This is a genomic window from Hydrogenophaga flava NBRC 102514 (assembly GCF_001571145.1).
Lineage (GTDB): Bacteria > Pseudomonadota > Gammaproteobacteria > Burkholderiales > Burkholderiaceae_C > Hydrogenophaga > Hydrogenophaga flava.
On record NZ_BCTF01000007.1, the window covers coordinates 144,606 to 168,298 of the forward strand.

At 68.3% G+C, this 23,693-nt stretch carries 20 protein-coding genes; 7 read left to right on the forward strand and 13 right to left on the reverse strand.

Annotated elements, in window-relative coordinates:
• Position 1: 1 nt before the first annotated feature.
• The 9 genes from HFL01S_RS08435 to HFL01S_RS08475 all read right to left on the reverse strand — a co-directional run bounded on the left by HFL01S_RS08435 (position 2) and on the right by HFL01S_RS08475 (position 11,730).
• Positions 2-1,735, reverse strand: coding sequence for an IlvD/Edd family dehydratase (locus tag HFL01S_RS08435; RefSeq protein WP_066257324.1), 1,734 nt, complete (start codon positions 1,733-1,735; stop codon positions 2-4).
• A gap of 24 nt (positions 1,736-1,759) precedes the next feature.
• Entirely contained in the window at positions 1,760-2,752 is a 993-nt protein-coding gene (yjfF, locus tag HFL01S_RS08440; protein ID WP_066257327.1) for a galactofuranose ABC transporter, permease protein YjfF, read from the reverse strand.
• Positions 2,749-3,795 (reverse strand): ABC transporter permease, encoded by a 1,047-nt coding sequence (locus HFL01S_RS08445; RefSeq protein WP_066257330.1) that lies wholly within the window; start codon positions 3,793-3,795, stop codon positions 2,749-2,751. The genes yjfF and HFL01S_RS08445 overlap by 4 nt, the downstream gene beginning before the upstream one ends.
• Positions 3,788-5,314, reverse strand: a complete 1,527-nt coding sequence (locus HFL01S_RS08450) for a sugar ABC transporter ATP-binding protein (protein WP_066257333.1) — start codon at positions 5,312-5,314, stop codon at positions 3,788-3,790. The genes HFL01S_RS08445 and HFL01S_RS08450 overlap by 8 nt, the downstream gene beginning before the upstream one ends.
• Positions 5,311-6,519, reverse strand: coding sequence for a multiple monosaccharide ABC transporter permease (gene mmsB / locus HFL01S_RS08455; protein ID WP_066257334.1), 1,209 nt, complete (start codon positions 6,517-6,519; stop codon positions 5,311-5,313). Before mmsB ends, HFL01S_RS08450 begins: the two co-directional genes overlap by 4 nt.
• 5 nt (positions 6,520-6,524) lie before the next feature.
• Positions 6,525-8,030: a multiple monosaccharide ABC transporter ATP-binding protein gene (gene mmsA / locus HFL01S_RS08460; protein ID WP_066257336.1), complete on the reverse strand. Its 1,506-nt coding sequence runs from the start codon at positions 8,028-8,030 to the stop codon at positions 6,525-6,527.
• Between the two features lie 82 nt (positions 8,031-8,112).
• Entirely contained in the window at positions 8,113-9,183 is a 1,071-nt protein-coding gene (gene chvE / locus HFL01S_RS08465) for a multiple monosaccharide ABC transporter substrate-binding protein (protein ID WP_066257337.1), read from the reverse strand.
• Positions 9,184-9,270: 87 nt separating this feature from the next.
• Positions 9,271-10,239 (reverse strand): ABC transporter substrate-binding protein, encoded by a 969-nt coding sequence (locus tag HFL01S_RS08470; RefSeq protein WP_281179900.1) that lies wholly within the window; start codon positions 10,237-10,239, stop codon positions 9,271-9,273.
• A gap of 39 nt (positions 10,240-10,278) precedes the next feature.
• Positions 10,279-11,730 (reverse strand): aldehyde dehydrogenase family protein, encoded by a 1,452-nt coding sequence (locus tag HFL01S_RS08475; RefSeq protein WP_066257345.1) that lies wholly within the window; start codon positions 11,728-11,730, stop codon positions 10,279-10,281.
• 115 nt (positions 11,731-11,845) lie between these two features.
• Between HFL01S_RS08475 and HFL01S_RS08480 the strand changes: the two genes are divergently transcribed.
• Positions 11,846-12,802 carry a LysR substrate-binding domain-containing protein gene (locus HFL01S_RS08480; protein WP_066257347.1) on the forward strand — a complete coding sequence of 319 codons (957 nt, stop codon included), beginning with the start codon at positions 11,846-11,848 and terminating at the stop codon, positions 12,800-12,802.
• A 7-nt stretch (positions 12,803-12,809) separates the two neighbouring features.
• Here HFL01S_RS08480 and HFL01S_RS08485 read toward each other — a convergent pair whose 3' ends face one another.
• Complete coding sequence (locus HFL01S_RS08485) at positions 12,810-13,613, reverse strand: SDR family NAD(P)-dependent oxidoreductase (protein WP_066257349.1); 804 nt, start codon at positions 13,611-13,613, stop codon at positions 12,810-12,812.
• Positions 13,614-13,711: 98 nt separating this feature from the next.
• Here HFL01S_RS08485 and HFL01S_RS08490 point away from each other — a divergent pair, with 98 nt between their 5' ends.
• A complete protein-coding gene (locus HFL01S_RS08490; RefSeq protein ID WP_066257351.1) occupies positions 13,712-14,644 on the forward strand; it encodes an SMP-30/gluconolactonase/LRE family protein in 933 nt (310 codons plus the stop codon).
• Positions 14,645-14,674: 30 nt separating this feature from the next.
• Positions 14,675-15,619 (forward strand): aldose 1-epimerase, encoded by a 945-nt coding sequence (locus tag HFL01S_RS08495; protein ID WP_066257353.1) that lies wholly within the window; start codon positions 14,675-14,677, stop codon positions 15,617-15,619.
• Here HFL01S_RS08495 and HFL01S_RS08500 read toward each other — a convergent pair.
• From HFL01S_RS08500 to HFL01S_RS08510, 3 genes are read right to left on the reverse strand one after another with little or no spacing between them, the layout of a single operon-like run.
• Positions 15,579-16,601, reverse strand: a complete 1,023-nt coding sequence (locus HFL01S_RS08500) for a Gfo/Idh/MocA family protein (protein WP_066257355.1) — start codon at positions 16,599-16,601, stop codon at positions 15,579-15,581. The two genes, HFL01S_RS08495 and HFL01S_RS08500, sit on opposite strands and share 41 nt — an antisense overlap.
• A gap of 11 nt (positions 16,602-16,612) precedes the next feature.
• Complete coding sequence (gene iolG / locus HFL01S_RS08505; RefSeq protein ID WP_066257357.1) at positions 16,613-17,608, reverse strand: inositol 2-dehydrogenase; 996 nt, start codon at positions 17,606-17,608, stop codon at positions 16,613-16,615.
• Between the two features lie 34 nt (positions 17,609-17,642).
• On the reverse strand, positions 17,643-18,509 hold the full coding sequence (locus tag HFL01S_RS08510) for a MurR/RpiR family transcriptional regulator (protein ID WP_066257359.1): 867 nt from the start codon (positions 18,507-18,509) through the stop codon (positions 17,643-17,645).
• Positions 18,510-18,685: 176 nt separating this feature from the next.
• Between HFL01S_RS08510 and HFL01S_RS08515 the strand changes: the two genes are divergently transcribed.
• The 4 genes from HFL01S_RS08515 to HFL01S_RS08530 all read left to right on the forward strand — a co-directional run bounded on the left by HFL01S_RS08515 (position 18,686) and on the right by HFL01S_RS08530 (position 23,684).
• Positions 18,686-19,714, forward strand: a complete 1,029-nt coding sequence (locus HFL01S_RS08515) for a sugar ABC transporter substrate-binding protein (protein ID WP_066257361.1) — start codon at positions 18,686-18,688, stop codon at positions 19,712-19,714.
• A 69-nt stretch (positions 19,715-19,783) separates the two neighbouring features.
• On the forward strand, positions 19,784-20,929 hold the full coding sequence (locus HFL01S_RS08520; protein WP_066257362.1) for an ABC transporter permease: 1,146 nt from the start codon (positions 19,784-19,786) through the stop codon (positions 20,927-20,929).
• Positions 20,930-20,943: 14 nt separating this feature from the next.
• Positions 20,944-21,729, forward strand: a complete 786-nt coding sequence (locus tag HFL01S_RS08525) for an ATP-binding cassette domain-containing protein (RefSeq protein WP_084383165.1) — start codon at positions 20,944-20,946, stop codon at positions 21,727-21,729.
• Positions 21,729-23,684 (forward strand): bifunctional 5-dehydro-2-deoxygluconokinase/5-dehydro-2-deoxyphosphogluconate aldolase, encoded by a 1,956-nt coding sequence (locus HFL01S_RS08530; protein ID WP_066257366.1) that lies wholly within the window; start codon positions 21,729-21,731, stop codon positions 23,682-23,684. The genes HFL01S_RS08525 and HFL01S_RS08530 overlap by 1 nt, the downstream gene beginning before the upstream one ends.
• The last annotated feature ends 9 nt before the right edge of the window (positions 23,685-23,693 follow it).

Sequence of the window (23,693 nt, forward strand, 5' to 3'; positions counted from 1 at the left end):
CTCAATGCGAATGGCGGGGCACGGCCGAGCCGCGGCAGCCGACGAGGAATTCGAAGTCGCAGCCCTGGTCGGCCTGCAGCACGTGGTTGACGTAGAGGCGCTGGTAGCCGCCGTTCATGGCGTGTTCCGGCGGCGTGACCTGGGCCAGGCGCGCGGCCAGTTCCTCGTCGCTGATGTCCAGGTGCAGGCGGCCGGTGGTGCAGTCGAGTTCGATGAAGTCGCCATCGTGCACGGCGGCCAGCGGGCCACCGGCGGCGGCCTCGGGCGCCACGTGCAGCACCACGGTGCCGTAGGCGGTGCCGCTCATGCGCGCGTCGGAGATGCGCACCATGTCCTTGATGCCCCGGCGCAGCAGCTTGGGCGGCAGGCCCATGTTGCCCACCTCGGCCATGCCGGGGTAGCCCATGGGGCCGCAGTTCTTGAGCACCATCACGCAGGTCTCGTCGATGTCCAGGTCTTCGTCGACGATACGTTCCTTGTAGTGCTCCAGGTTCTCGAACACCACGGCGCGGCCGCGGTGCTGCAGCAGATGCGGCGAGGCGGCCGAGGGCTTGAGCACGGCGCCGCGCGGCGCCAGGTTGCCGCGCAGCACGCAGATGCCGCCGTCGGGCACCAGCGGGTTGTCCAGCGGGCGGATCACCTCGTCGTTGTACTGCGGCGCGTCGGCCACGTTCTCCCACAGGCTCTTGCCGTTCACGGTGAGCGCATCCGGGTGCGGCAGCAGGTTGTTCTCGCCCAGGCGCCGCAGCACGGCCGGCAGGCCGCCCGCGTAATAGAACTCCTCCATCAGGAAACGGCCCGAGGGCTGCAGGTCCACCACCGTGGGCGTGCCCTTGCCGATGCGGGTCCAGTCGTCGAGTTCCAGCTCCACGCCGATGCGGCCGGCAATCGCCTTGAGGTGGATCACCGCATTGGTCGAACCGCCGATGGCGGCGTTGGTGCGGATCGCGTTTTCAAAAGCCTCGCGGGTGAGGATCTTGGACAGGCGCAGGTCTTCGTGCGCCATCTGGACGATGCGCTGGCCCGACATGTGGGCCAGCACGTAGCGGCGCGCGTCCACGGCGGGGATGGCGGCGTTGTGCGGCAGCGAGGTGCCCAGCGCCTCGGCCATGCAGGCCATGGTCGAGGCCGTGCCCATGGTGTTGCAGGTGCCGGCCGAACGCGACATGCCGCCCTCGGCCGCGAGGAACTGGTGCATGTTGATCTCGCCGGCCTTGAGCGATTCGTGCAGCTGCCACACGGCCGTGCCCGAGCCGATGTTCTTGCCTTCGAGCTTGCCATTCAGCATGGGGCCGCCGGTCACCACGATGGCGGGCACGTCGCAGCTGGCCGCGCCCATCAGCAGCGCGGGCGTGGTCTTGTCACAGCCCACCAGCAGCACCACCGCGTCGATCGGGTTGCCGCGGATCGCTTCCTCCACGTCCATCGACGCCAGGTTGCGCGTGAGCATGGCGGTGGGGCGCAGGTTGGACTCGCCGTTGGAGAACACCGGGAACTCCACCGGGTAGCCGCCGGCTTCGAGCACACCCTTCTTGACGTGTTCGGCCAGCTTGCGGAAGTGCGCGTTGCATGGCGTCAGCTCGGACCAGGTGTTGCAGATGCCGATGATGGGGCGGCCATCGAACGCGTGGTCGGGGATGCCCTGGTTCTTCATCCAGCTGCGGTACATGAAGCCGTTCTTGTCGGCGCTGCCGAACCATTCGGTGGAGCGCAGCTTGCGTGGTTTGTCGGACATGGTGGTGTGCGGTGGGGTGGGGGTTTAGTGGGAGCCGGCGCCGGGGCGGCGCACCATCAGGCGCTGCAGCAGGCAGAACAGGAACAGCAGCAGGCCGACGACGATGCGCGTCCACCAGGAGCTGAGCGTGCCGTCGAAGGTGATGAGGGTCTGGATCAGGCCCAGGGTGAGCACGCCGAACAGCGTGCCGAAGACGTAGCCCACGCCGCCGGTCAGCAGCGTGCCGCCGATCACCACGGCGGCGATCGCGTCCAGCTCCATGCCAACGGCGTGCAGGCCGTAGCCCGAGAGCGTGTAGAAGGTGAAGACCACGCCGCCGAGCGCCGCGCACAGGCCCGAGACCGCGTAGACGCCGACCAGGGTGCGCCGCACCGGCAGGCCCATGAGGATGGCCGAGTGTTCGCTGCCGCCGATGGCGTAGACCGTGCGGCCGAAGGTGCTGCTGTGGGCCGCGAACAGGGCCAGCGCCAGGCAGGCGATGGCGATCAGCGCGCCCAGGCTGATCGAGGCGCCCTCGGCCAGTTCCAGGCGCCAGTAGGCGAGGTTCGAATAGGCCTCGTTGCCGATGCTGATCGAGTCGATGCTGATCAGGTAGCACAGGCCGCGCGCCAGGAACATGCCCGCCAGCGTGACGATGAAGGGCTGCAGCCGGAAGCGCTCGATCAGGAAGCCCATGAAGGCGCCGAAGGACACGCCCATCACCAGCACCACGCCGATGGCGGGCAGCGGCGACCAGCCGTGGTGCTCGATCAGGGTGGCCAGCACCATGGTCGAGAGCGCCACCACCGAACCCACCGAGAGGTCGATGCCGCCGCTGAGGATGACGAAGGTCATGCCCACCGCCACGATGAGCAGGAAGGCGTTGTCGATCAGCAGGTTCAGGAACACCTGCGCCGAGAAGAAGCCGGTGTAGCTCAGCGAACCGGCCAGCCCCATCAGCAGGAACAGGCCCACCGTCGCGGCCAGCGGCAGGAAGCGCAGGTCCAGGCGGCGCAGGGCATTCGGTGTGGCGCTCATGCGGCACCTCCGGACACCGACGGGCGGCGGGCCAGCGCCCACACCTGGGCGCGGAACTCGGGCGACTGCAGCAGCATCACCACGAACACCACCGCTGCCTTGACCACCAGGTTGATCTCGGGCGGCACGCCCAGCGAATAGATGGCGTAGGTCAGGGTCTGGATGATGAGCGCGCCGATCAGCGTGCCCAGCAGGCTGAAGCGGCCACCGGCCAGCGAGGTGCCACCCAGCGTGACGGCCAGGATGGCGTCCAGCTCCATCAGCTGGCCGGCGTTGTTGCCGTCGGCGCTCTTGACGTTGGAGCTGATCAGCAGGCCCGCCACACCGGCGCAGAAGCCGCAGAACACATAGGCCGCCGTGGTCAGCTGCCGCGCGCGGATGCCGGCCACGCGCGCCGCCGCGGGGTTGACACCGACCGCCTGCACGAACACGCCCAGCGGCGTCTTGTAGAGCAGCCCGGCCAGCAAGGCCAGCACCCCGAGCCAGACGAACAGCGAGAACGGCAGGCCCAGCAGGTAGCCACCCCCGATGAAGAAGTAGGGCTGGTAGTAGATGGTGATGATCTGGCCGTCGGTGATGAGCTGGGCGATGCCGCGGCCCGCCACCATCAGGATCAGCGTGGCGATGATGGGCTGCATGCCGATGCCGGCCACCAGGGTGCCGTTCCACAATCCGCACAGCATGGCCACCGCCAGCGCGCCGGTGATGGCCACGCCCAGCGGCAGGCGCGTGGTGGCGCCGTCGACCGAGCCGCCGATCATCCAGGCGGCCACGGCGGCCGAGATCGCGACCACGGCGCCGACAGAGATGTCGATGCCGCGCATGGCGATCACCAGGGTCATGCCCAGCGAGACCAGGATCAGCGGCGCCGCGCGGTTGAGGATGTCGATCAGGCTGCCGTAGAGGTGGCCGTCGCGCCACTCGATGTGCAGGAAGCGCTCGTTGGCCACCACGTTGACCAGCAGCAGCAGGGCCAGCGTGACCAGCGGCCAGGTGAGGCGGTGGCCCAGCAGGGCGCTCATCCGAGAAGGGGTTTCAGGCATGTTCGTCGGCAATCAGTTCGTACACGGCGTCTTCGCTGCTGCCCGCTGGCAGCTCGCCGATGGGGCGGCGGTCGCGCAGGACCAGGATGCGCTGCGACACCCGGACCACCTCGCTCATCTCGGACGAGATGAAGACCACCGCCATGCCCTGCGCGGCCAGGCGCAGGATCTGGTCCATGATTTCCTGTTTGGCCGCCACGTCGATGCCGCGCGTGGGCTCGTCCAGGATCAGCAGGCGCGGCGCGGTGGCCAGCCAGCGCGCGATCACCACCTTCTGCTGGTTGCCGCCCGAGAGCTGGCCCACCGGCGTCTCGGCGCCCGGTGTGCGGATGCCCAGCAGCGCGATGTAGCGCTCGGCCATCTCGCGCTGCTCGGCCAGCGGCAGCGGGTGGCGCAGGCCGCGCATGGCCTGCAGCGCGATGGCGATGTTCTCGCGCACCGAGAGGTCGGCAAAGATGCCCTCGGTCTTGCGCTCTTCGGGGCACATGGCCAGGCCGCGCGCGATGGCGTCGACCGGGTTGTCAAAACGGGTGACCTCACCGTCGATGCGCAGCACCCCGGCGTCGGGGCTGTCCAGGCCGAACAGCAGGCGCGCCAGCTCGGTGCGGCCCGCGCCCAGCAGACCGGCGATGCCCAGCACCTCGCCGGGGCGGATGGCCAGGTCGGTCGGCTGGATGCTGCCGGCGCGCGCCAGACCCTCGGTCTGCAGCAGGGCCGGGGTGTCGCTGGCCGATGCCTCACTGGCCGCAGCGGGCGCCGTGGCCGGACCCATCTCGCGGCCCACCATGGCCTCGATCAGGCCCTGCGCGTGCAGGTCGCGCGTGAGCCACTCGCCGATCCAGCGGCCGTTGCGCAGCACCGTGATGCGGTCGGAAATGGCGTAGACCTGGTCCAGGAAGTGGGTGACGAACAGGATGGCCAGGCCTTCCTCGCGCAGGCGCCGCAGCACCTGGAACAGGCCCTTGACCTCGTCGTCGTCCAGGCTGGAGGTGGGTTCGTCGAGGATCAGCACGCGGGCGTCGATGCCCAGGGCGCGCGCAATCGCCACCAGCTGCTGGATCGCCACCGGGTAGTCCGAGAGGCGCCGGGTGACGTCGATGTCCAGGCCCACACGCGCCAGCAGGCGGCGGGCGCCTTCGCGCGTGGCCGCCCAGTCGATGCGGCGGCCCTGCCACGCCGGGTGGCGCGGGTAGCGGCCGGCGAAGATGTTCTCGGCCACCGTGAGGTTGGGGCAGAGGTTGACCTCCTGGTAGACCGTGCTGATGCCCTGCTGCTGCGCGTGCAGCGGCGAGGCCGGCCAGCCCGTGTCGTCGCCCAGGCGCATCTGCCCGGCCACGGGCGTGACCACACCGGTCAGCACCTTGATCAGGGTCGACTTGCCGGCGCCGTTCTGGCCCATCAGCGCATGGACCTCGCCGGGGAACAGGCGCAGCTGCGCGTCCTGCAGCACGGTGGTGCGCCCGAAGCGCATGCCCACGCCCGAGAGTTGCAGCACCGGAGAGCTTGCCGGGGTGCTCATGCCTTGTTCTTGTTGTAGACGTCCACGAACACGGCGGCCAGCAGCACCAGGCCCTTGATGACCTGCTGGTAGTCGATGCCGATGCCCATGATGGACATGCCGTTGTTCATCACGCCCATGATGAAGGCGCCGATGACCGCGCCCATCACCTTGCCCACGCCGCCCGAGGCCGAGGCACCGCCGATGAAGCAGGCCGCGATCACGTCCAGCTCGAAGCCCAGGCCGGCCTTGGGGGTGGCCGTGTTCAGGCGCGCTGCGAAGACCAGGCCGGCCAGCGCGGCCAGCACGCCCATGGTGACGAAGGTGTAGAAGGTCAGGCGCTCGGTCTTGATGCCCGAGAGGCGGGCGGCCTTCTCGTTGCCGCCCAGCGCGTAGATGCGGCGGCCGACGATGGTGCGCGAGGTGAGGAAGTCGAAGGCCACGATCAGCAGCGCCATCACCACCAGCACGTTGGGCAGGCCCTTGTAAGAGGCCAGCATGTAGCTGAAGAACACCAGCAGGCCGGCAAACACGGCCAGCTTGAGCGCGAACAGGCCGAAGGGTTCGGTCTCGATGCCGTGCCTGAGCTGGTTGTTGCGTGCGCGCAGGCTGGACAGGGCCAGCAGCGCGGCGGCCGCGACGCCGATCAGCAGCGAGGTCAGGCGCAGGCTTTCGCCGCTGAACAGGTCCGGGATGAAACCGGAGCTGAGCATCTGGAACGACTCGGGGAAGGGTCCGATGGACTGGCCCTGCAGCAGCGCCAGTGCCAGGCCCTTGAACACCAGCATGCCGGCCAGGGTGACGATGAAGGAAGGGATGCGGAAGAAGGCCACGAACCAGCCCTGCGCACCGCCGATCACGCCACCGACCAGCAGGCACACCAGCGAGGCGGGCACAAAGTGCCACTCGTAGGTGACCATCAGCACGGCGGCCAGCGCGCCGATGAAGCCGCAGACCGAGCCCACCGAGAGGTCGATGTGGCCGGCCACGATGACCAGCAGCATGCCCAGCGCCATGATGACGATGTAGCTGTTCTGCAGCACCAGGTTGGTCAGGTTCAGCGGCTGCATCAGCGTGCCGTCGGTCATGACCTGGAAGAAGGCCATGATCGCGACCAGCGAGATCAGCATGCCGTACTCGCGGAAGTTGTGCTTTAGGAAGTCCAGCACGGATCGGCTGTCGGACGGCGCCGCACGGGTCGCAAGGGAGGTTTGTTGTTGTTCCATGGGGTTCAGTGGCTGGTCACGATGGCGCGCATGATCTTTTCCTGGGAGGCCTCGGCGACCGGCATCTCGGCGACGAAGCGGCCTTCGTTCATCACGTAGATGCGGTCGGACAGGCCCAGCAGTTCGGGCATTTCGGAAGAGATCACGATCACGCACTTGCCCTCGGCCGCCAGCTGGGCGATGAGGGTGTAGATCTCGTACTTGGCGCCCACGTCGATGCCGCGCGTGGGCTCATCGAGGATGAGCACCTCGGGTTCGGTGAAGAGCCATTTGCTCAGCACCACCTTCTGCTGGTTGCCGCCGGAGAGGTTGACCGTCTTCTGGCCCACGCCCGAGCAGCGGATGCGCAGCTTCTCGCGGTAGCCCTGGGCCACGCTGTACTCGCGGCCGTCGTCGATGACGCCGGCGCGCGAGACGGCCTCCAGGCGGGCGAGCGAGGTGTTGAACTGGATGTCTTCGGCCAGCACCAGGCCGTTGCCCTTGCGGTCTTCGGTCACGTAGGCCAGGCCGTGCGCGACCGCCTTGCCGACGGTGCTCACGTCGATGGGCTTGCCGTGCAGCCGCACCTCGCCGCTGATGCGCTGGCCCCAGGCGCGGCCGAACACGCTCATGGCGAACTCGGTGCGGCCGGCACCCATGAGGCCGGCGATGCCGACGATCTCGCCGCGCCGCACCTGCAGGTTCACACCCTTGATGAACTCGCGGTCGACGTGCTGCGGGTGGTGCACGCGCCAGTCGCGCACCTCGAACACGGTCTCGCCGATGTCGGGCGTGCGGCGCGGGTAGCGGTCGGCCATTTCGCGGCCGACCATGCCGCGGATCACGCGGTCTTCGCTGACGGGTGCGCCCTGGCAGTCGATGGTCTCGACCGTGCTGCCGTCGCGCAGGATGGTCACCGAGTCGGCCACGCGGGCGATCTCGTTGAGTTTGTGGGAAATCAGGATGCAGGTGATGCCCTGCGCCTTGAGTTCGAGCAGCAGGTCCAGCAGGGCCTGGCTGTCGTTTTCGTTCAGGCTGGCCGTGGGCTCGTCCAGGATCAGCAGCTTGACCTGCTTGGACAGCGCCTTGGCGATCTCCACCAGCTGCTGCTTGCCCACGCCCAGGTCGGTGATGCGGGTCGAGGGCGACTCGCGCAGGCCCACCTTGCGCAGCAGCTCCTGCGTCTGGCGGTGCGCGGCCATCCAGTCGATCACGCCACGGTGTGCGATCTCGTTGCCCAGGAACACGCTCTCGGTGATCGACAGCAGCGGCACCAGGGCCAGCTCCTGGTGAATGATGATGATGCCCAGTTGCTCGCTGTCGTGGATGCCGCCGAAGTGGCGCTCCTGGCCGTCGAACAGGATCTGGCCGGTGTAGCTGCCCGAGGGGTAGACCCCCGAGAGCACTTTCATGAGCGTGGACTTGCCGGCGCCGTTTTCACCCACCAGGGCATGGATCTCGCCGGCGCGCACGCGCAGGTTGACCTGGTTGAGCGCGACCACGCCGGGGAAGGTCTTGCGGATGGACCGCATTTCCAGAAGGGTTTGCAAGGCGGATTCCTCGGTACACAGGGGGCCGGGAGCCCTGTCGGTCAGGCTCCCGGCGGCAGACCACTTACTTGAGCTGCGATTCCTTGTAGTAGCCGCTGTCCACCAGCACCTTCTTCCAGTTGCTTGCGTCGACCGGCACCGGCTTGAGCAGGTAGCTGGGCACCACCTTCACGCCGTTGTTGTAGGTCTTGGTGTCGTTGATCTCGGGCTGCTTGCCCGAGAGCGTGGCGTCCACCATGTTGGCCGTGACCTTGGCCAGCTCGCGTGTGTCCTTGAAGATGGTGGAGTACTGCTCACCCTTGAGGATGGATTTGACCGAGGGCACTTCGGCGTCCTGGCCGCTGACGATGGGACAGGGCTGTTGCGCCGTGCAGTAGCCCACGCCCTTGAGCGAGGACAGGATGCCGATGGACAGGCCGTCGTAGGGAGACAGAACGGCATGCACCTTGTCCTTGCCGTAGAAGGCCGACAGCAGGTTGTCCATGCGGGCCTGGGCCACGGCGCCGTCCCAGCGCAGCGTGCCGACCTTGTCCATGCCCATCTGCTTGCTGCGCACCACCAGCTTGCCGCTGTCGATGTAGGGCTTGAGCACGCTCATCGCGCCGTCGTAGAAGAAGAAGGCGTTGTTGTCGTCGGGCGAGCCGCCGAACAGCTCGATGTTGAACGGGCCCTTGCCCTGCTTGAGGCCGAGCTTGTCGACGATGGACGTGGCCTGCTGCACGCCGACCTGGAAGTTGTCGAAGGTGGCGTAGTAGTCGACGTTCTTGCTGCCCTTGATCAGTCGGTCGTAGGCGATGACCTTGACGCCCTTGTCGGCCGCGTTCTGCAGCGCCTTGGACAGCGTGGTGCCGTCGATGGAGGCGATCACCAGCACCTTCACGCCCTTGGTGATCATGTTCTCGATCTGCGCCAGCTGGTTCGGGATGTCGTCTTCGGCGTACTGCAGGTCGGTCTTGTAGCCGCGGTCCTTGAGGACCTTGACCATGTTGTCACCGTCGGCAATCCAGCGCGCGGACGACTTGGTGGGCATGGAGATGCCGATGGTGCCTTTGTCCTGCGCGAAGGCGCCGGTGGTGAAGGCGGCGGCGGCCAGTGCGACGGCGCAGAGGACGTGGCGGCGGTTCGGGGTGTTCAAGTGGGTCTCCTCGGTGTGGTGGTGCCGCGCGGTCGTCCGCGCGGCGGGTTGGTTGTTGTGGGTGCCGCGGGTGCGGCGGGAATCAGGTCAGTACTTGCGCTTGGGGAACTCGGCGGCGGCGGTCTCCATGGGGAAGATGCCTTCTTCGGTCACGATGCGGCGCGGCAGCGTCTTGCCAGCCTTCAGGTCCTTGACGGCGGCCATCAGCTGGGGGCCCAGCAGCGGGCTGCACTCGACGCTGACGTTCAGCTTGCCGGCGATCATGGCTTCGAAGGCACCCTTCACGGCATCGATCGAGATGATGGTGATGTCCTTGGCGGGCTTCATGCCGGCTTCCTCGATGGCCTGGATCGCGCCGATGGCCATGTCGTCGTTGTGCGCGTAGAGCACGTTGATCTTCTTGCCCTCGGCTTTCAGGAAGGCTTCCATCACTTCCTTGCCCTTGGCGCGGGTGAAGTCGCCGGTCTGGCTGCGGATGATCTTGAACTTCGGATCGGCCTTGATGATTTCCTCGAAGCCCTTCTTGCGGTCGATGGCCGGTGCCGAGCCCACGGTGCCCTGCAGCTCGACGATGTTGACCTCGCCCTTCTGGTCCTTCATCTTCTCGACCAGCCAGCGGCCAGCCTTGCGGCCTTCTTCCACGAAGTCCGAGCCCATGAAGGTGACCCACAGCGACTCGTCCTTCTCGTTGACGGCGCGGTCGGTCAGGATCACCGGGATCTTGGCGGCCTTGGCTTCGCGCAGCACGGCGCCCCAGCCGCTTTCCACCACCGGCGAGAAGGCGATCACGTCGACCTTCTGGGCGATGAACGAGCGGATGGCCTTGATCTGGTTCTCCTGCTTCTGCTGGGCATCGGCGAACTTCAGGTCGATGCCGGCTTCCTTGGCCGAGGACTTGATGGACTCGGAGTTGGCGGTGCGCCACTCCGACTCGGCCCCGATCTGGCTGAAGCCCAGCACGATGGGCTTCTGGGCGAAGGCGCCTCCGGGCAGCATCAGGGCCAAGGGTGCGGCCGCCATGGCGGTCACCAGGGTGCGGCGTTGCATTTGTTTCATGTTGTCTGTCTCCTGTCTGAGGGTGGTTGAAACGAGAGGTCAGGCCAGCATGTAACTGGTCTTGACGGTGGTATAGAACTCCGCCGCGTAGCGGCCTTGTTCCCGGGATCCGTGGCTGGAGTCCTTGCGTCCGCCGAACGGAACATGGAAATCCACGCCGGCGGTCGGCAGGTTCACCATGGTCATGCCCACCTGCGCGTGGCGACGGAAGTGTGTCGCGTGTTTGAGCGAGGTGGTACAGAGGCCGGCACACAGACCGAACGGCGTGTCGTTCGCCAGTTCGAGCGCGTGCCCGTAGTCGTCGGCCCGCAGCACGCAGGCGATGGGACCGAAGATTTCTTCGCGGGCGATGCGGTGCCCGGGTTCGGCCAGCCACAGCGCGGGGCTCATGTAGTGGCCGGGGGTCTCGCGCTCCAGGCGCTCGCCGCCGAAAACGTGCTCGGCGCCTTCGTCCGCGCCGATGGCCATGTAGGACAGGTTCTGCTCCAGCTGGGCGCCGTCGACCACCGGGCCCATCTCGGTGCCGCGGGTGAGGGCGTGGCCCACCTTCAGCGCGGCCAGGCGCTGGGTCAGCCGGGCGACGAAGGCGTCGTGCACCGGTGCCTCGACGATCAGGCGGCTGGACGCGGTGCAGCGCTGGCCGGTGGAGAAGTACGAGCCCTGCAGCGCGCAGTCCACCGCCAGGTCCAGGTCGGCGTCGGCCAGCACGATCAGCGGGTTCTTGCCGCCCATCTCCAGCTGCACCTTGGCCTGGCGCGCGGCGGTGGTGGCGAGGATGCGGCGCCCGGTGGACACCGAGCCGGTGAAGCTCACCGCGTTCACCCGCGGGTGCTCCACCAAAGTCTGGCCGACCTCGCGGCCGCTGCCCATGATGAGGTTGAAGGTGCCGGCGGGCAGGCCGCAGCGGTTGAGGATCTCGGCCAGCGCCCAGCCGCAGGTGGGCACCAGCTCGGCCGGCTTGAACACCACGGTGTTGCCATAGGCCAGGGCGGGCGCGATCTTCCAGGCGGGAATGGCGAAGGGGAAGTTCCAGGGCGCAATCACCGCGACCACGCCGACCGGCTCGCGGGTGATGTCCACCTGCACCCCGGGGCGCACCGAGGCCAGGGTCTCGCCGCCGATGCGCAGCGCCTCACCGGCGAAGAACTTGAAGATGTTGCCAGCGCGGGCGACCTCGGCGATGGCTTCGGGCAGGGTCTTGCCTTCCTCGCGCGCCAGCAGCTGGCCCAGCTCTTCCTTGCGCGCCAGCAGCTCGCTGCCGGCCATGTCCAGCGCGTCGGCGCGGCGCTGCGGGGTGCTCAGGCTCCACTGCGGCAGGGCGTCGACGGCGGCGGCAATCGCCAGTTCGGTCTGGTTGCGGTCGGCGCGGGCGAACTCGGCCACCACCTCCCGCGTGTCCGATGGGTTGATGCTGATGCCGGTGGTGGCACCACTGACCCAGCGGCCATTGATCAGGTGCCGAGGCTGTTGCCGGATCTCGCCGAGTTTCATGGGATTGCTGCTGCCTTGTGTGACGTTGGGCGGCAGTCTAGGAGCGTTTTTAATATCAATCCAATCGTTTTTCAGACAAAATTGATATCTTTCTTGGCATTCTCGAAAACCCCTGATGAGCAACTACAACCACTGGTTCATCCGCGCCCGGCTCAAGACCCGCCAGCTGCTGTTGCTGGTGGCCCTGGCCGAGGAGGGCAACATCCACCGCGCGGCCCAGGTGCTGAGCATGACCCAGCCGGCCGCGTCCAAGCTGCTCAAGGATCTGGAGGATGTGCTGGGCGTGCCGTTGTTCGAGCGCCTGCCCCGGGGCATGAGTCCGACCTGGTACGGCGAGACCATGATCCGCCACGCGCGCATGGCGCTGGCCAGCCTGAACCAGGCGCACGACGAGCTGGTGGCCCTCAAGACCGGCCACTTCGGCCAGGTGGGCATCGGCGCCGTCACCTCGCCCGGCCTGAGTCTGCTGCCGCCGGCGGTGGCGCTGGTGAAGCAGGAGCACCCCAACCTGCGCATCTCGCTGGACATCGAGACCAGCCCGGTGCTGCTGGACCGGCTGGAGCAGGGCAAGCTGGACATCGTGGTGGGGCGGTTGTTCGCCGAACACGACAAGGGCAACCTGGCCTACGAGCCGCTGACCGGGGAACTGGTGTCCGCGGTGACGCGCCCAGGGCATCCGCTGATGGGGGTGAGCAACCTGAGCCTGCGCGACGTGCACGGCGCGGGCTGGATCGTGCCGCCGGCCGGCAGCGTGCTGCGCCACCGCTTCGACCTGATGTTCCAGCAGGAGGGCCTGAGCCCGCCGATCAACACCATCGAGACCTCGGCCCTGCTGTTCATGACGCGCATGCTGCAGCAGAGCGACATGGTGGGTGTGGTAGCGAGCGAGGTGGCGAACTACTACGCCTCGCACGGGCTGCTGAGCGTGCTGCCGATGGACATGCCCTGCCACATGGACGCCTTCGGCCTCATCACCCGCACCGACCGCCTGCTCTCGCCGGGGGCCAAGGTGATGATGAAGGTGCTGAAACAAACCTGTCTCACGCAGTACGGCATCAGGCTGTCAGCCTGATTTGATTTCAGGTCCAGCCGCCGTCGACGACGAACTCCTGTGCGGTGCACATGGCCGAATCGTCGGCCGCCAGGAACAGCACCATGCTGGCCACGTGGTCCGGCCGCAGCTGGTCGGGCAGGCACTGGTTGCGCGCGATCTCCTGTTCGCCCGCGGCGTCCAGCCACAGCCGCACCTGCCGCTCGGTCATCACCCAGCCCGGCGTGATGGTGTTGACGCGGATGTGGTCCTTGCCCAGCGAGGCGGCCAGCCCGCGGGTGAGCCCGTTGACCGACGACTTGGCGATGGCGTAGCAGGGGTAGTCCGGGTTCTTGGTCTGCCAGCCGATGGAGCCGAAGTTGATCACCGAGCCGCCGCCCAGGCGGCGCATGCCGGGCACCACCGACTGCACCGCGAACAGGGCGGGGCGCTGGTTCACGGCCATGCGCTCGTCGAAGTAGGCAGGCGTGAGGTCTTCCAGGCGGTGGCGGTCGTCGCTGGCCACGTTGTTGACCAGAACGCCGAAGTCGCCCAGGGCGGTCGCCGCGTCCGCGATGGCGGCCTGCAGCGCGGCGATGTCCTTGACGTCGACCGCGCGCCACCAGGGGCGGGCATGCCCCTCGTCGGCCAGTTGCTGCGAGAGTGCTTCGGCGGCGGACGCCGCCACATCGACAAAGGCGACCTGGGCGCCCTGGCGGGCCAGGGCCGCCACGACCGCCGCACCGATGCCGGTGGCGCCACCGGTGACGAACACCCGGCGGCCCTGCAGGCTGGGGTAGCGGGCGGCCTGCGGGTTGGCAGCGGGGACGTCGGGGTTGCTGGTGGATGACATATATAAATAGGTATCTAAAAAATCAAAATTGCAATCAAACAGATATCAATCTGAACGCATAATGCGCCGAACGTCAAGCCCCGCCCCCTGGAGACACCATGCCGCGCCTGCCTTCCGTACCCGCCCACCGCGAGCCCTTTCAGGTGACCGACGAGGTGCGCTGCCTCTGGCCGGCATCGGCGGTGCTGGGCGAGGGCGGGCTCTGGTCGGTGACCCGGCGGTGCCTGTTCTGGGTCGACATCCTCTCGCGCCACATCCACCGGCTCGACCCCGCCACCGGCGCGCAGCAGAGCTGGACCTTTGACGAGGAGGTGTCCGCACTGGCCGAGCGCCGCACCGGCGAGGGCCTGGCGATCGCGCTGCGCCGGGGGCCGGCGTTCTGGAACCCCGACCAGCCGGGCGTGCCCCCGCGCTACCTGGGCCAGCCCGAACCCGAACGCAGCGGCAACCGCTTCAACGACGCCCGCTGCGACGCCGCGGGACGCTGGTGGATGGGCAGCATGGACTTCGGCTGCGCGCTGCCCACCGGCTCGCTCTACCGCGTCGCGGCCGACGGCGCCTGGGTGCGCATGGACGAAGGCTTTGCCGTCACCAACGGCCCGACCTGGATCGCCCAGGGCCGGACCATGCTGTTCAACGACACCGTCAACGGCCAGGTGCTGGCCTACGACAGCGATCCCGACACCGGCGAGATCAGCGGGCGCCGTCTCTGGCTGCAGTTCGCGCCGGAGGACGGTGTGCCCGATGGCATGACCACCGATGCGCTCGGCCGGGTGTGGATCTGCCACTGGGGCGGCGGCTGCGTCACCTGCCACGACCCCGACACCGCGCAGGAGCTGGCCCGGGTGCGCCTGCCCGTGAGCCGGGTGACCTCGTGCACCTTCGGCGGGCCGGACCTCTCGACCCTGTTCATCACCTCCGCGCGCTTCAGCCTGGACGAGGCGGCGCTGGGTCGCGAGCCGCTGGCCGGCGGCCTGTTCGCCGTGCGGCCGGGTGTGGCGGGCCTTCCCGCGTCGCCCTTCGCCGGCTGATCTTCAACGCACCCACCACAGGAGCAGACCATGGGCGAACAGAGTTTTGGCGGTGTGCACTGGATTGAGCAGCACGCGCAGCGGCTGGCGGTGATGCCCGGTGCCGGCGGCGGTGTCGTGGCCTGGCAGTGGGTGCGCGATGGTGAGCCGGTCGACCTCTGGCGGGCGTGGGACGGCCGCACCCCGCGCATGCAGGCGCTGGCCAGCTACCCGTTGCTGCCCTGGTCCAACCGCATCAGCGGCGGTGGCTTCGAGCACGCCGGGCGCTTCCATGCGCTGGCGCCCAACACGCCCGACGACCCGTACCCGATCCACGGCGACGGCTGGCTGCAGCCCTGGCAGCTGACCCGTTCCAGCGAGGACGGCGTGCATATGCAGCTGCGCAGCGCGGGCTTTGGCGGCAGCCCCTACCACTACGAGGCCAGCCAGTCCTTCACCCTGGTCGACGGAGGCATGGACCAGTCGCTGAGCGTGACCAACCGGGGCGAACATCCGCTGCCCTTCGGCCTGGCCCAGCACCCCTGGTTCACGCGCACGCCCGCGTGCCGCCTGAGCGCCCGCGTCGATGGCGTGTGGCTGGCCCGGCCCGACAAGATCCCGACCGGTTACACCACCGACTTTCCCGAGGGCTGGAACCTCGGCCAGGGCGCGCTGGTGGACCGCCTCGTGATCGACAACGGGTTCGGTGGCTGGGACGGTGAGGCGCTGATCGAATGGCCCGAGCGCGACCTGGCGCTGCGCATGCACAGCACGCTGACACTGCCCGACGGATCGCAGGCGCGCCCGGACTGCCTGCTCTACGCGCCGGCTGAACCGCCGGTGTTCTGCTTCGAGCCGATCAGCCACCCCATCGACGCCGCGCACCTGCCCGGCCAGCCCGGCTGGACCGAGGTGGCGCCAGGCCAGTCCATGGCGCTGGTGGTGGAGTGGCGCTTCAGCAGCTCACCGGCAGACCGGTCCGCAGCGACTGCGTGATCGCCTGACCGATGCGCGTGGCCTCGGTCGCGTCATTCAGCGTCAGCGGCGCCGGGCGCTCGCCGCGGCAGGCCGCCACGAAGGCCTCCATCTCCAGCCGGAAGGCGTCGCCGAAGCGCGCGAAGAAATCCGGCAGGGCGCGGTGGCCCACGCCGTCCGCGTCGCGGTACTGCACGCGGCTCAGGTGCGCGCCCATGCCCACCTGCAGCGTGCCGGCGGTGCCGATCACCTCGGTGGTGGTCTCGTGGCCGTGCGGCATGGTGCGGCTGGCGTAGAACACCGCACGCTGGCCGCCCTCGAACTCGACAATCGCCAGGCCGTTGTCCACGTCGCCGAAGGGCTTGAGGCCTTCGTGGATGGCGATGGTGCCGCTGGCGAACACGCGCGTGGCCTTGGGGTTGCCCAGCATCCAGCGTGCGAGGTCGATGTCGTGCACGCTGCAGTCCATGAAGATGCCGCCCGACGACTCGGCAAAGCGCACGAAGAAGCCCGTCTCGTCGTTCTGGTCGCAGGTCTGCGAGCGCACGAGGAACGGCCTGCCCAGATCGCCCTTGTCGATGGCGGCCTTGGCCTCGGCGTAGCTGGGGTCGAAGCGGCGCACGAAGCCGACCATGGCGACCAGGTCCGGATGGTCCTTGGCCACGGCCTCGACCGCTTCGCAGGTGGCCACGTCGAGCGACAGCGGCTTTTCCACAAAGACGTGTTTGCCCGCGCGCAGGCAGGCGCTGGTCTGGTCGGCGTGCAGCGTGGTCGGCGTGACCAGCACGATGGCGTCGATGTCGGCATCCGCCAGCATGGTTTCCAGCGTCTCGTGGCAGCGGGTGATGCCCAGCTCCTGCCGCGCCCAGTCGAGTTCGGAAGCGACGGGGCTGCAGGCCGTAACCAGGCGCGCGCCCGGCGTGTTGCGGGCCAGCTGCTGCGCATGGCGCTTGCCCAGCCGGCCCAGGCCGGCGATGCCGACGTTGAGGATCTTGGTGCTCATGCGTGCGGCCTTCAGAACGTGACGGGCTGGCCCGTGGTCGCGCTCTGCGTGGCGGCGTCTGCCAGCTTCTGCGCCATCACGCCGTCCTGCACCGTGGTCTTGAAGGGCTGGCCCGACTGCAGGCAGCTGAAGAAGTGCTCGATCTCCAGCCGGTAGGCGGCGGCGTAGCGCTGCAGGAAGAAGGCCTCGGGCTTGTCGGCCTGGATGCCGTTGGCGCCCCAGTGCTGCACCTCGGTGGGCGTGTGGTTGCCGCATTGCAGCAGACCGGCCGAGCCCAGCATCTCGAAGCGCTGGTCGTAGCCGTAGGCGGCGCGGCGCGTGGTGTTGATCTGGCACAGGCGACCCTTGTGCGTGCGGATGGTGACGGCGGTGCAGTCGAAGTCGCCCGCGGCGCCCACGGCCGGGTCGGTCAGCACCGAGCCGGTGGCGCTCAGCCAGGCGGCCTCGTCGCCGTCGGCGCAGAGGATCCACCGGAACACGTCGAAGTCGTGAATCAGCATGTCGCGGAAGATGCCGCCGGATTGTTTGATGTACTCGACCGGCGGGGCGCCGGGGTCGCGGCTGGTGATCACCATCATCTCGGGCGTGCCGATCTCGCCGGCGTCCATGCGGCGGCGGGCCTCGTTGAAGGTCGGGTCAAAGCGGCGCTGGAAACCGATCATGCAGCCCACGCCGGCGGCGGCCACGGCCTGGGCCACGGCCTCGGCGCGCGGCACCGACAGGTCGACCGGCTTCTCGCAGAAGATGTGTTTGCCCGCGGCGGCGGCGCGCGCGATCAGGTCGCTGTGGGTGGTGGTGGGCGAGCAGATGGCGACGGCGTCGATGCCCGGGTCGGCGAACACGGTGTCGACATCGGTGGCCTGGGCACCCAGGGTATGGGCCAGATCGGCCGCGGCGGCCGGCACGGCGTCGCAGACATATTTGAGCTTCACGCCCGGCTGGGCGGCGAGGTTGGTGGCGTGGATGCGGCCAATGCGGCCTGCGCCCAGAACGGCAACGTGTTTCATGGGTTCGAAGGGTGGGGTTGGGAGGGGAAACGGGTCAGCGCGCCGCGGCGCCGCTGGGCTTGTATTCGAGTTCGAGCCGATAGGCGAGGGCGATGAACAGGCACTGCGCCAGGGCCATGGTGCTGGAGAGCGCGCGGAAGCCGAACACGGCGCTCTCTTGCACCACCAGCGCCACGTCGGCCAGCTGGGCCAGGGCGCCGACGCGGCTGTCGGTGATGGCGATCACGGTCGCGCCCGCCTGGGTCGCCTGCCGCACCACGTCCATGGTCTCTTCGGCGTAGGGCGCAAAGCTGATGGCGACCATCACGTCGCCGCGCCGCAGCCCGCGCACCTGGCCGACGTGCATGGCGCCGGCAAAGTCCACCAGCTGCACCGGCTTGTCGGTGTGCTGCAGCGCGTAGGCCAGGTAGGTCGCCACCGGGAAGGCCCGGCGCGCGCCGGCCACCCACAGCGACGGGGCGTGGGCCAGCAGGTCCACCGCGCGGTCGATGGGCAGCTCGTGCAGATGGCGGCCCAGCTCTTCGAGCCCGGCCACGGCGCCGCCCACGAACTCCTGCGCGATGCTGGTGCTGTCGAGCGGGTGGTCGCTGCGTGCCACGGCTTCGCGGATGCGGTTCTGGTAGCTGCGGCTGGGGGCAATCTGGGTGGCGATGCCGGCGCGGAACAGGGCCTGCATTTCCGAGAAGCCGGAGAAGCCGAAGTGTTTGGCAAACCGCACCACGGCCGAGGGCTGCACGCCGCAGTGGTCGGCGATGTCCTGGATGCGCTCCAGCCCCACGTGGTCGCGGTGCTGTTCGATGTAGGTGCCGATCAGCTTGAGCTGCCGGCTGAGCTGTCCGTGCTCCTGCACCAGGCGCTGCAGGAACTCGTCCACAGGGGTGGCGGGCTTGGGAGAAGTCATGGGTCGCACTGTAGCTGAGAAATGGAAAAATAGAAAAAAAAATCATTCATTAGGGAAAATATCTAGAAGAAAAATTCTCTTCGCGTTCTACCATCCGTCCCGTGCCACCGCTGGGCCGGTCTGTCCGCTCCTGACGGCACGCAGGCATTCGCTTCAACCAACGACTGGAGACATTCATGAACGCTTCTTCCGTGCGCCCCGTGCTCAAGACACTGGCCCTGGCCGCCCTGCTGGCCGCCGGTGCCGCCCACGCCGAGGGCCGCTACGTGCTCATCAGCCACGCGCCCGATTCGGACTCGTGGTGGAACACCATCAAGAACTCGGTCAAGCAGGCGGGTGAGGACTACGGCGTGACGGTCGAATACCGCAACCCGGCCAACGGCGACCTGGCCGACATGGCCCGCCTGATCGAGCAGGCCGCGGCGCAGAACGTGGACGGCGTGATCACCACCATCGCCGACTTCAACGTGCTGCAGGGCGCGCTCAAGAAGGTCACCGACAAGAAGATCCCGCTGATCACCATCAACTCCGGCACCACGGCACAGAGCGAAAAACTGGGCGCGATCATGCACGTGGGCCAGCCCGAGTACGAAGCCGGCAAGGGCGCTGGCGAGCGCGCCAAGGCCGCGGGTGTCAAGAGCTTCCTGTGCGTGAACCACTACGCGACCAACCCGGCCTCGTTCGACCGCTGCCGCGGCTTTGCCGAGGCCATCGGCGCCGACTTCAAGAAGAGCACCATCGACTCCGGGGACGACCCCACCACCATCGAGTCCAAGGTCAGCGCCTACCTGCGCCAGAACGCCGGCACCGGCGCCGTGCTGACGCTGGGCCCGACCTCGGCGCACCCGACGCTCAAGGCGCTGGAGAAGGGTGGCCAGGCCGGCAAGCTCTGGTTCGCCACCTTCGACCTCTCCGATGAAATCGGCAAGGGCATCAAGGCCGGCACCATCCAGTTCGGCATCGACCAGCAGCCCTACCTGCAGGGCTACATCCCGGTGGCGGTGATGGCCACCATGAAGGCCCAGAAGACCAGCGATATCAAGAAGGTGTCCGAGGCCATCCAGGCCAACGCCAAGACCAAGGCCCGCTTTGCCGAGTACGGCCTGGCACCGGCCTTCGGCGCGCGCCACATCGGTTCGGGCCCCGGCTTCGTGACCAAGGACACGCTGCCCAAGGTGGAAAAGTACGCGGGCCAGTACCGCTGAGTGAGTGCAGGGCCGGCGCCGCTGTGGGGTGCCGGCCCGCAGACAGAGACATCTTTTTGAGGACATGACATGGCCAGTGCAAACCTGAGCGGCGCGCCCGCGAACCTGCCGGGCGACGAGCGCGTGCGCAACGTGGGCTCGGTGCGCAAGCTGCTTGCCCGCCCCGAGTTCGGTGCCATTGCGGGCACCTTGCTCGTGGTGGCGATCTTCGTTTTGGCGGCCGGCGATTCCGGCATGTTCAGCGCCGAAGGCACGGTCAACTGGGGCACCGTGGCGGGCTTCCTGGGCATCATCGCCGTGGGGGCGGCCCTGCTGATGATCGCCGGCGAGTTCGACCTCTCGGTCGGCTCCATGATCGGCTTCGCCGGGATGATGGTGGCCATCCCCATTCTGGAATGGGGATGGGCGCCCAGCGCCGCGGTGGTGTTCGCTTTTGCCTGCGCCCTGGCGCTGGGCTGGCTCAACGGCTGGCTGGTGATCAAGACCGGCCTGCCCAGTTTCATCGTCACGCTCGCCTTCTTCTTCATTCTGCGCGGCCTGTCGCTGGCGGTGGCGGTGCTGCTGACGGGCAAGACCATCCTGTCAAGCAGCGGCGACATCGTGCTGCAGGAGGCCATGCTGGCCGACCCCGTGGTGTCGGCCCTGTTCCACGGCCATGTGCTGACTGGCCTGTTCGACAGCCTCGCCGCGGCCGGCTGGATGGCGGCGCGCGACGACGGCACGGCCCTGGCCATCGGCGTGCCCAAGGTGGTGGTGTGGTGGTTCGTGCTCACCGCCGTGGGGGCCTTCGTGCTGGCCCGCACCCGGGCCGGCAACTGGATCCTCGCGGTGGGGGGCGACGCGAACGCGGCCAAGAACGTGGGCATTCCGGTGGCGCGGGTGAAGATCGGCCTGTTCATGTTCACCGCCTTCTGCGCGACGCTGTTCGCCGTTCTGCAGGTGGCCGACGCCGGTTCCGCCGCCGCCGACCGCGGTCTGCAGAAGGAGTTCGAAGCCATCATCGCGGCGGTCATCGGCGGCTGCCTGCTGACCGGGGGCTACGGCTCGGTGATCGGCGCGGCCTTCGGGGCGCTGATCTTCGGCATGGTGCAGATCGGCATCGGCTACACCAGCATCGACAACAACTGGTACCGCGTGTTCCTGGGCGTGATGCTGCTGGCCGCCGTGCTGTTCAACAACTACATCCGCCGCCGCTTCGCGATGGGCCGGCTGTGAACGGGGAGATGGCCATGAGCGACTACATCCTTCAACTCGAAGACATCTCCAAGTTCTTCGGCCCGGTCATCGCACTCAACGGCGTGACGCTGCGGCTCAAGCGGGGCGAGGTGCACTGCCTGCTGGGCGATAACGGCGCGGGCAAGTCCACGCTGATCAAAACCCTGGCCGGGGTGCACCTGGCCGACAAGGGCCAGTACCTGGTCAACGGCGCACCGGTGCGCTTCCGCTCCCCGCGCGACGCGCTGGACGCCGGCATCGCCACCGTCTACCAGGACCTGGCGCTGGTGCCGCTGATGAGCGTGGCGCGCAACTTCTTCATGGGCCGCGAGCCGGTGCGCAAGCTGTTCGGCGTGCTGCCGGTGATGGACCACGTGTCCGCCGAGGCCATCGCCACCGAGAAGCTGGGCGAGATGGGCATCCGCGTGCGCAACGCGGGCCAGATGATCGGCACCATGTCCGGCGGCGAGAAGCAGTGCCTGGCCATCGCGCGCGCCATCCACTTCGGCGCGCAGGTGCTGATCCTGGACGAGCCCACGGCGGCGCTGGGGGTCAAGCAGAGCGCCAACGTGCTCAAGCTCATCCTCAAGGCGCGCCAGCGCGGCATCTCGGTGATCTTCATCACCCACAACGCCAACCACGCGTACCCGGTGGGCGACAGCTTCACCCTGCTCAACCGGGGCAAGTCGCTGGGCACCTACGCCAAGGCCGAGATCTCCAAGGAAGCCCTGCTGGACATGATGGCCGGCGGGGCCGAGATGAAGACGCTGATGGAAGACCTGGAAGGAGTGACCATCTGATGCCCACGCTCCCGTTCCCCTCCGGTCGCCGCCACGACCTGGCCTGCCTGGGCCGGCTGGCCGTCGACCTGTACGCCCAGCAGTTCGGCAGCCGCCTGGAAGACGCGCGCAGCTTTTCCATGTACCTGGGCGGCAGCTCGGCCAACCTGGCGTTTGGCGTGGCCCGACTGGGTTGCCGCAGCGCCATGATCTCCCGCGTGGGGGACGAGCAGATGGGCCGCTTCCTGCTGGAGCGCCTGCAGGCCGAGGGCTGCGACACCAGCCAGGTGCAGATCGACAAGGACCGCCTCACGGCCCAGGTGCTGCTGGGCCTGAAAGACCGCGACACCTTCCCGCTGCTGTTCATGCGCGAGAACTGCGCCGACATGGCGCTGGATGCTGCCGCTATCGACGAAACCTTCATCGCCCAGTGCCGCGCGCTGGCCATCACCGGCACCCACCTGTCGACCGACGGCACCCGCGCCGCGGCCCACAAGGCGCTGGAGGCCGCGCGCCGCCACGGCACGGTGACCGTGCTGGACATCGACTACCGCCCGGTGCTGTGGGGCCTGACCGGCCGCGGCGCCGGCGATAACCGTTTCGTCGACGACGCCGGCGTGACGCGCCAGCTGCAGCAGAGCCTGCCGCTGTTCGATCTGCTGGTCGGTACCGAAGAGGAGTTCTTCATCGCTGGCGGCGTGGCGGGCGACCTCATCGCCAGCCTGCGCGCGGTGCGCACGCTCTGCCCGACGGCGACGCTGGTGGTCAAGCGCGGCGCGCTGGGCTGCTGTGTTATCGAGGGGGACATCCCGGACGACATCGACGCTGCGCCGACCTACCGCGGCGAGCGCGTGGAAGTGCTCAACGTGCTGGGCGCGGGCGACGCCTTCCTCTCGGGCCTGATGGCCAGCCTGCTGCAGGGCAAGGACTGGGCCGAGTCCACGAAAGTGGCCAATGCCTGCGGCGCCATCGTGGTCTCGCGCCACGCCTGCTCCGCCGCCATGCCCACGCCGGCCGAGCTGGCCCACTGGTTCGGTGGCAGCCGCAATCCGAAAGTGGACGCCGACGAACAACTGGCCCACCTGCACCGCGTCACCGCCGCGCGCCCGAGCTGGGACGACCTGTGCGTGATGGCCTTCGACCACCGCAGCCAGTTCTACGACATCGCCCGCGCCGCGGGGGCCAGCGATGCGAAAGTGCCCGCGCTCAAGAAGCTGCTGGTGCAGGCCGCCGAGCAGGTGGAGCGCAGCCGCCAGCTGCAGGGCCACACCGGCGTGCTGATCGACGGCGGCGACTACGGCCGCGATGCGCTGGCCAGCGCCACCGGCCGCGGCTGGTGGGTGGGCCGCCCGGTGGAGTTGCCCGGCTCGCGCCCGCTGCGCTTCGACGGCACAAGGTCCATCGGCAGTGCGCTCATCCACTGGCCGACCGAGCAGGTCGTCAAGTGCCTTGTGCACTACCACCCGGACGATCATTTCGAGCTGCGCCTGGAACAGGAACAGACCGTGCTGGAGCTGCGGGAAGCCACGCGCGAGAGCGGCAACGAACTGCTGCTAGAAATCATTCCGCCCAAGGGCATGACGCCCGAGGGCACCGCCGACGCCGCCGTGCTGCGCGCGGTCAAGCGCTTCTACAACCTGGGCGTCAAGCCCGAGTGGTGGAAGCTGGCGCCCATGCAGGAGCAGGGCTGGCGCGATCTGGAGGCGCTGATCAGCGAGCGCGACCGCCACTGCCGCGGCGCGGTCATCCTGGGCCTGAACCAACCGCTGGACTTCCTGGCGGCCAGCTTCGCCAACGCCACCAACCCCATCGTCAAGGGCTTCATGGTCGGGCGTACGCTCTGGGCCGATGCGTCCCTGAAATGGTTCAAGGGCGAGATCGACGACGCGGCCCTGATCGACGAGGTGGCCCGCAATTTCGCGGTGCTGGTGGATGCGTGGAGAAGCCGACACTCCGCCCAACGCGCCGCGGCCTGAACACTCTGA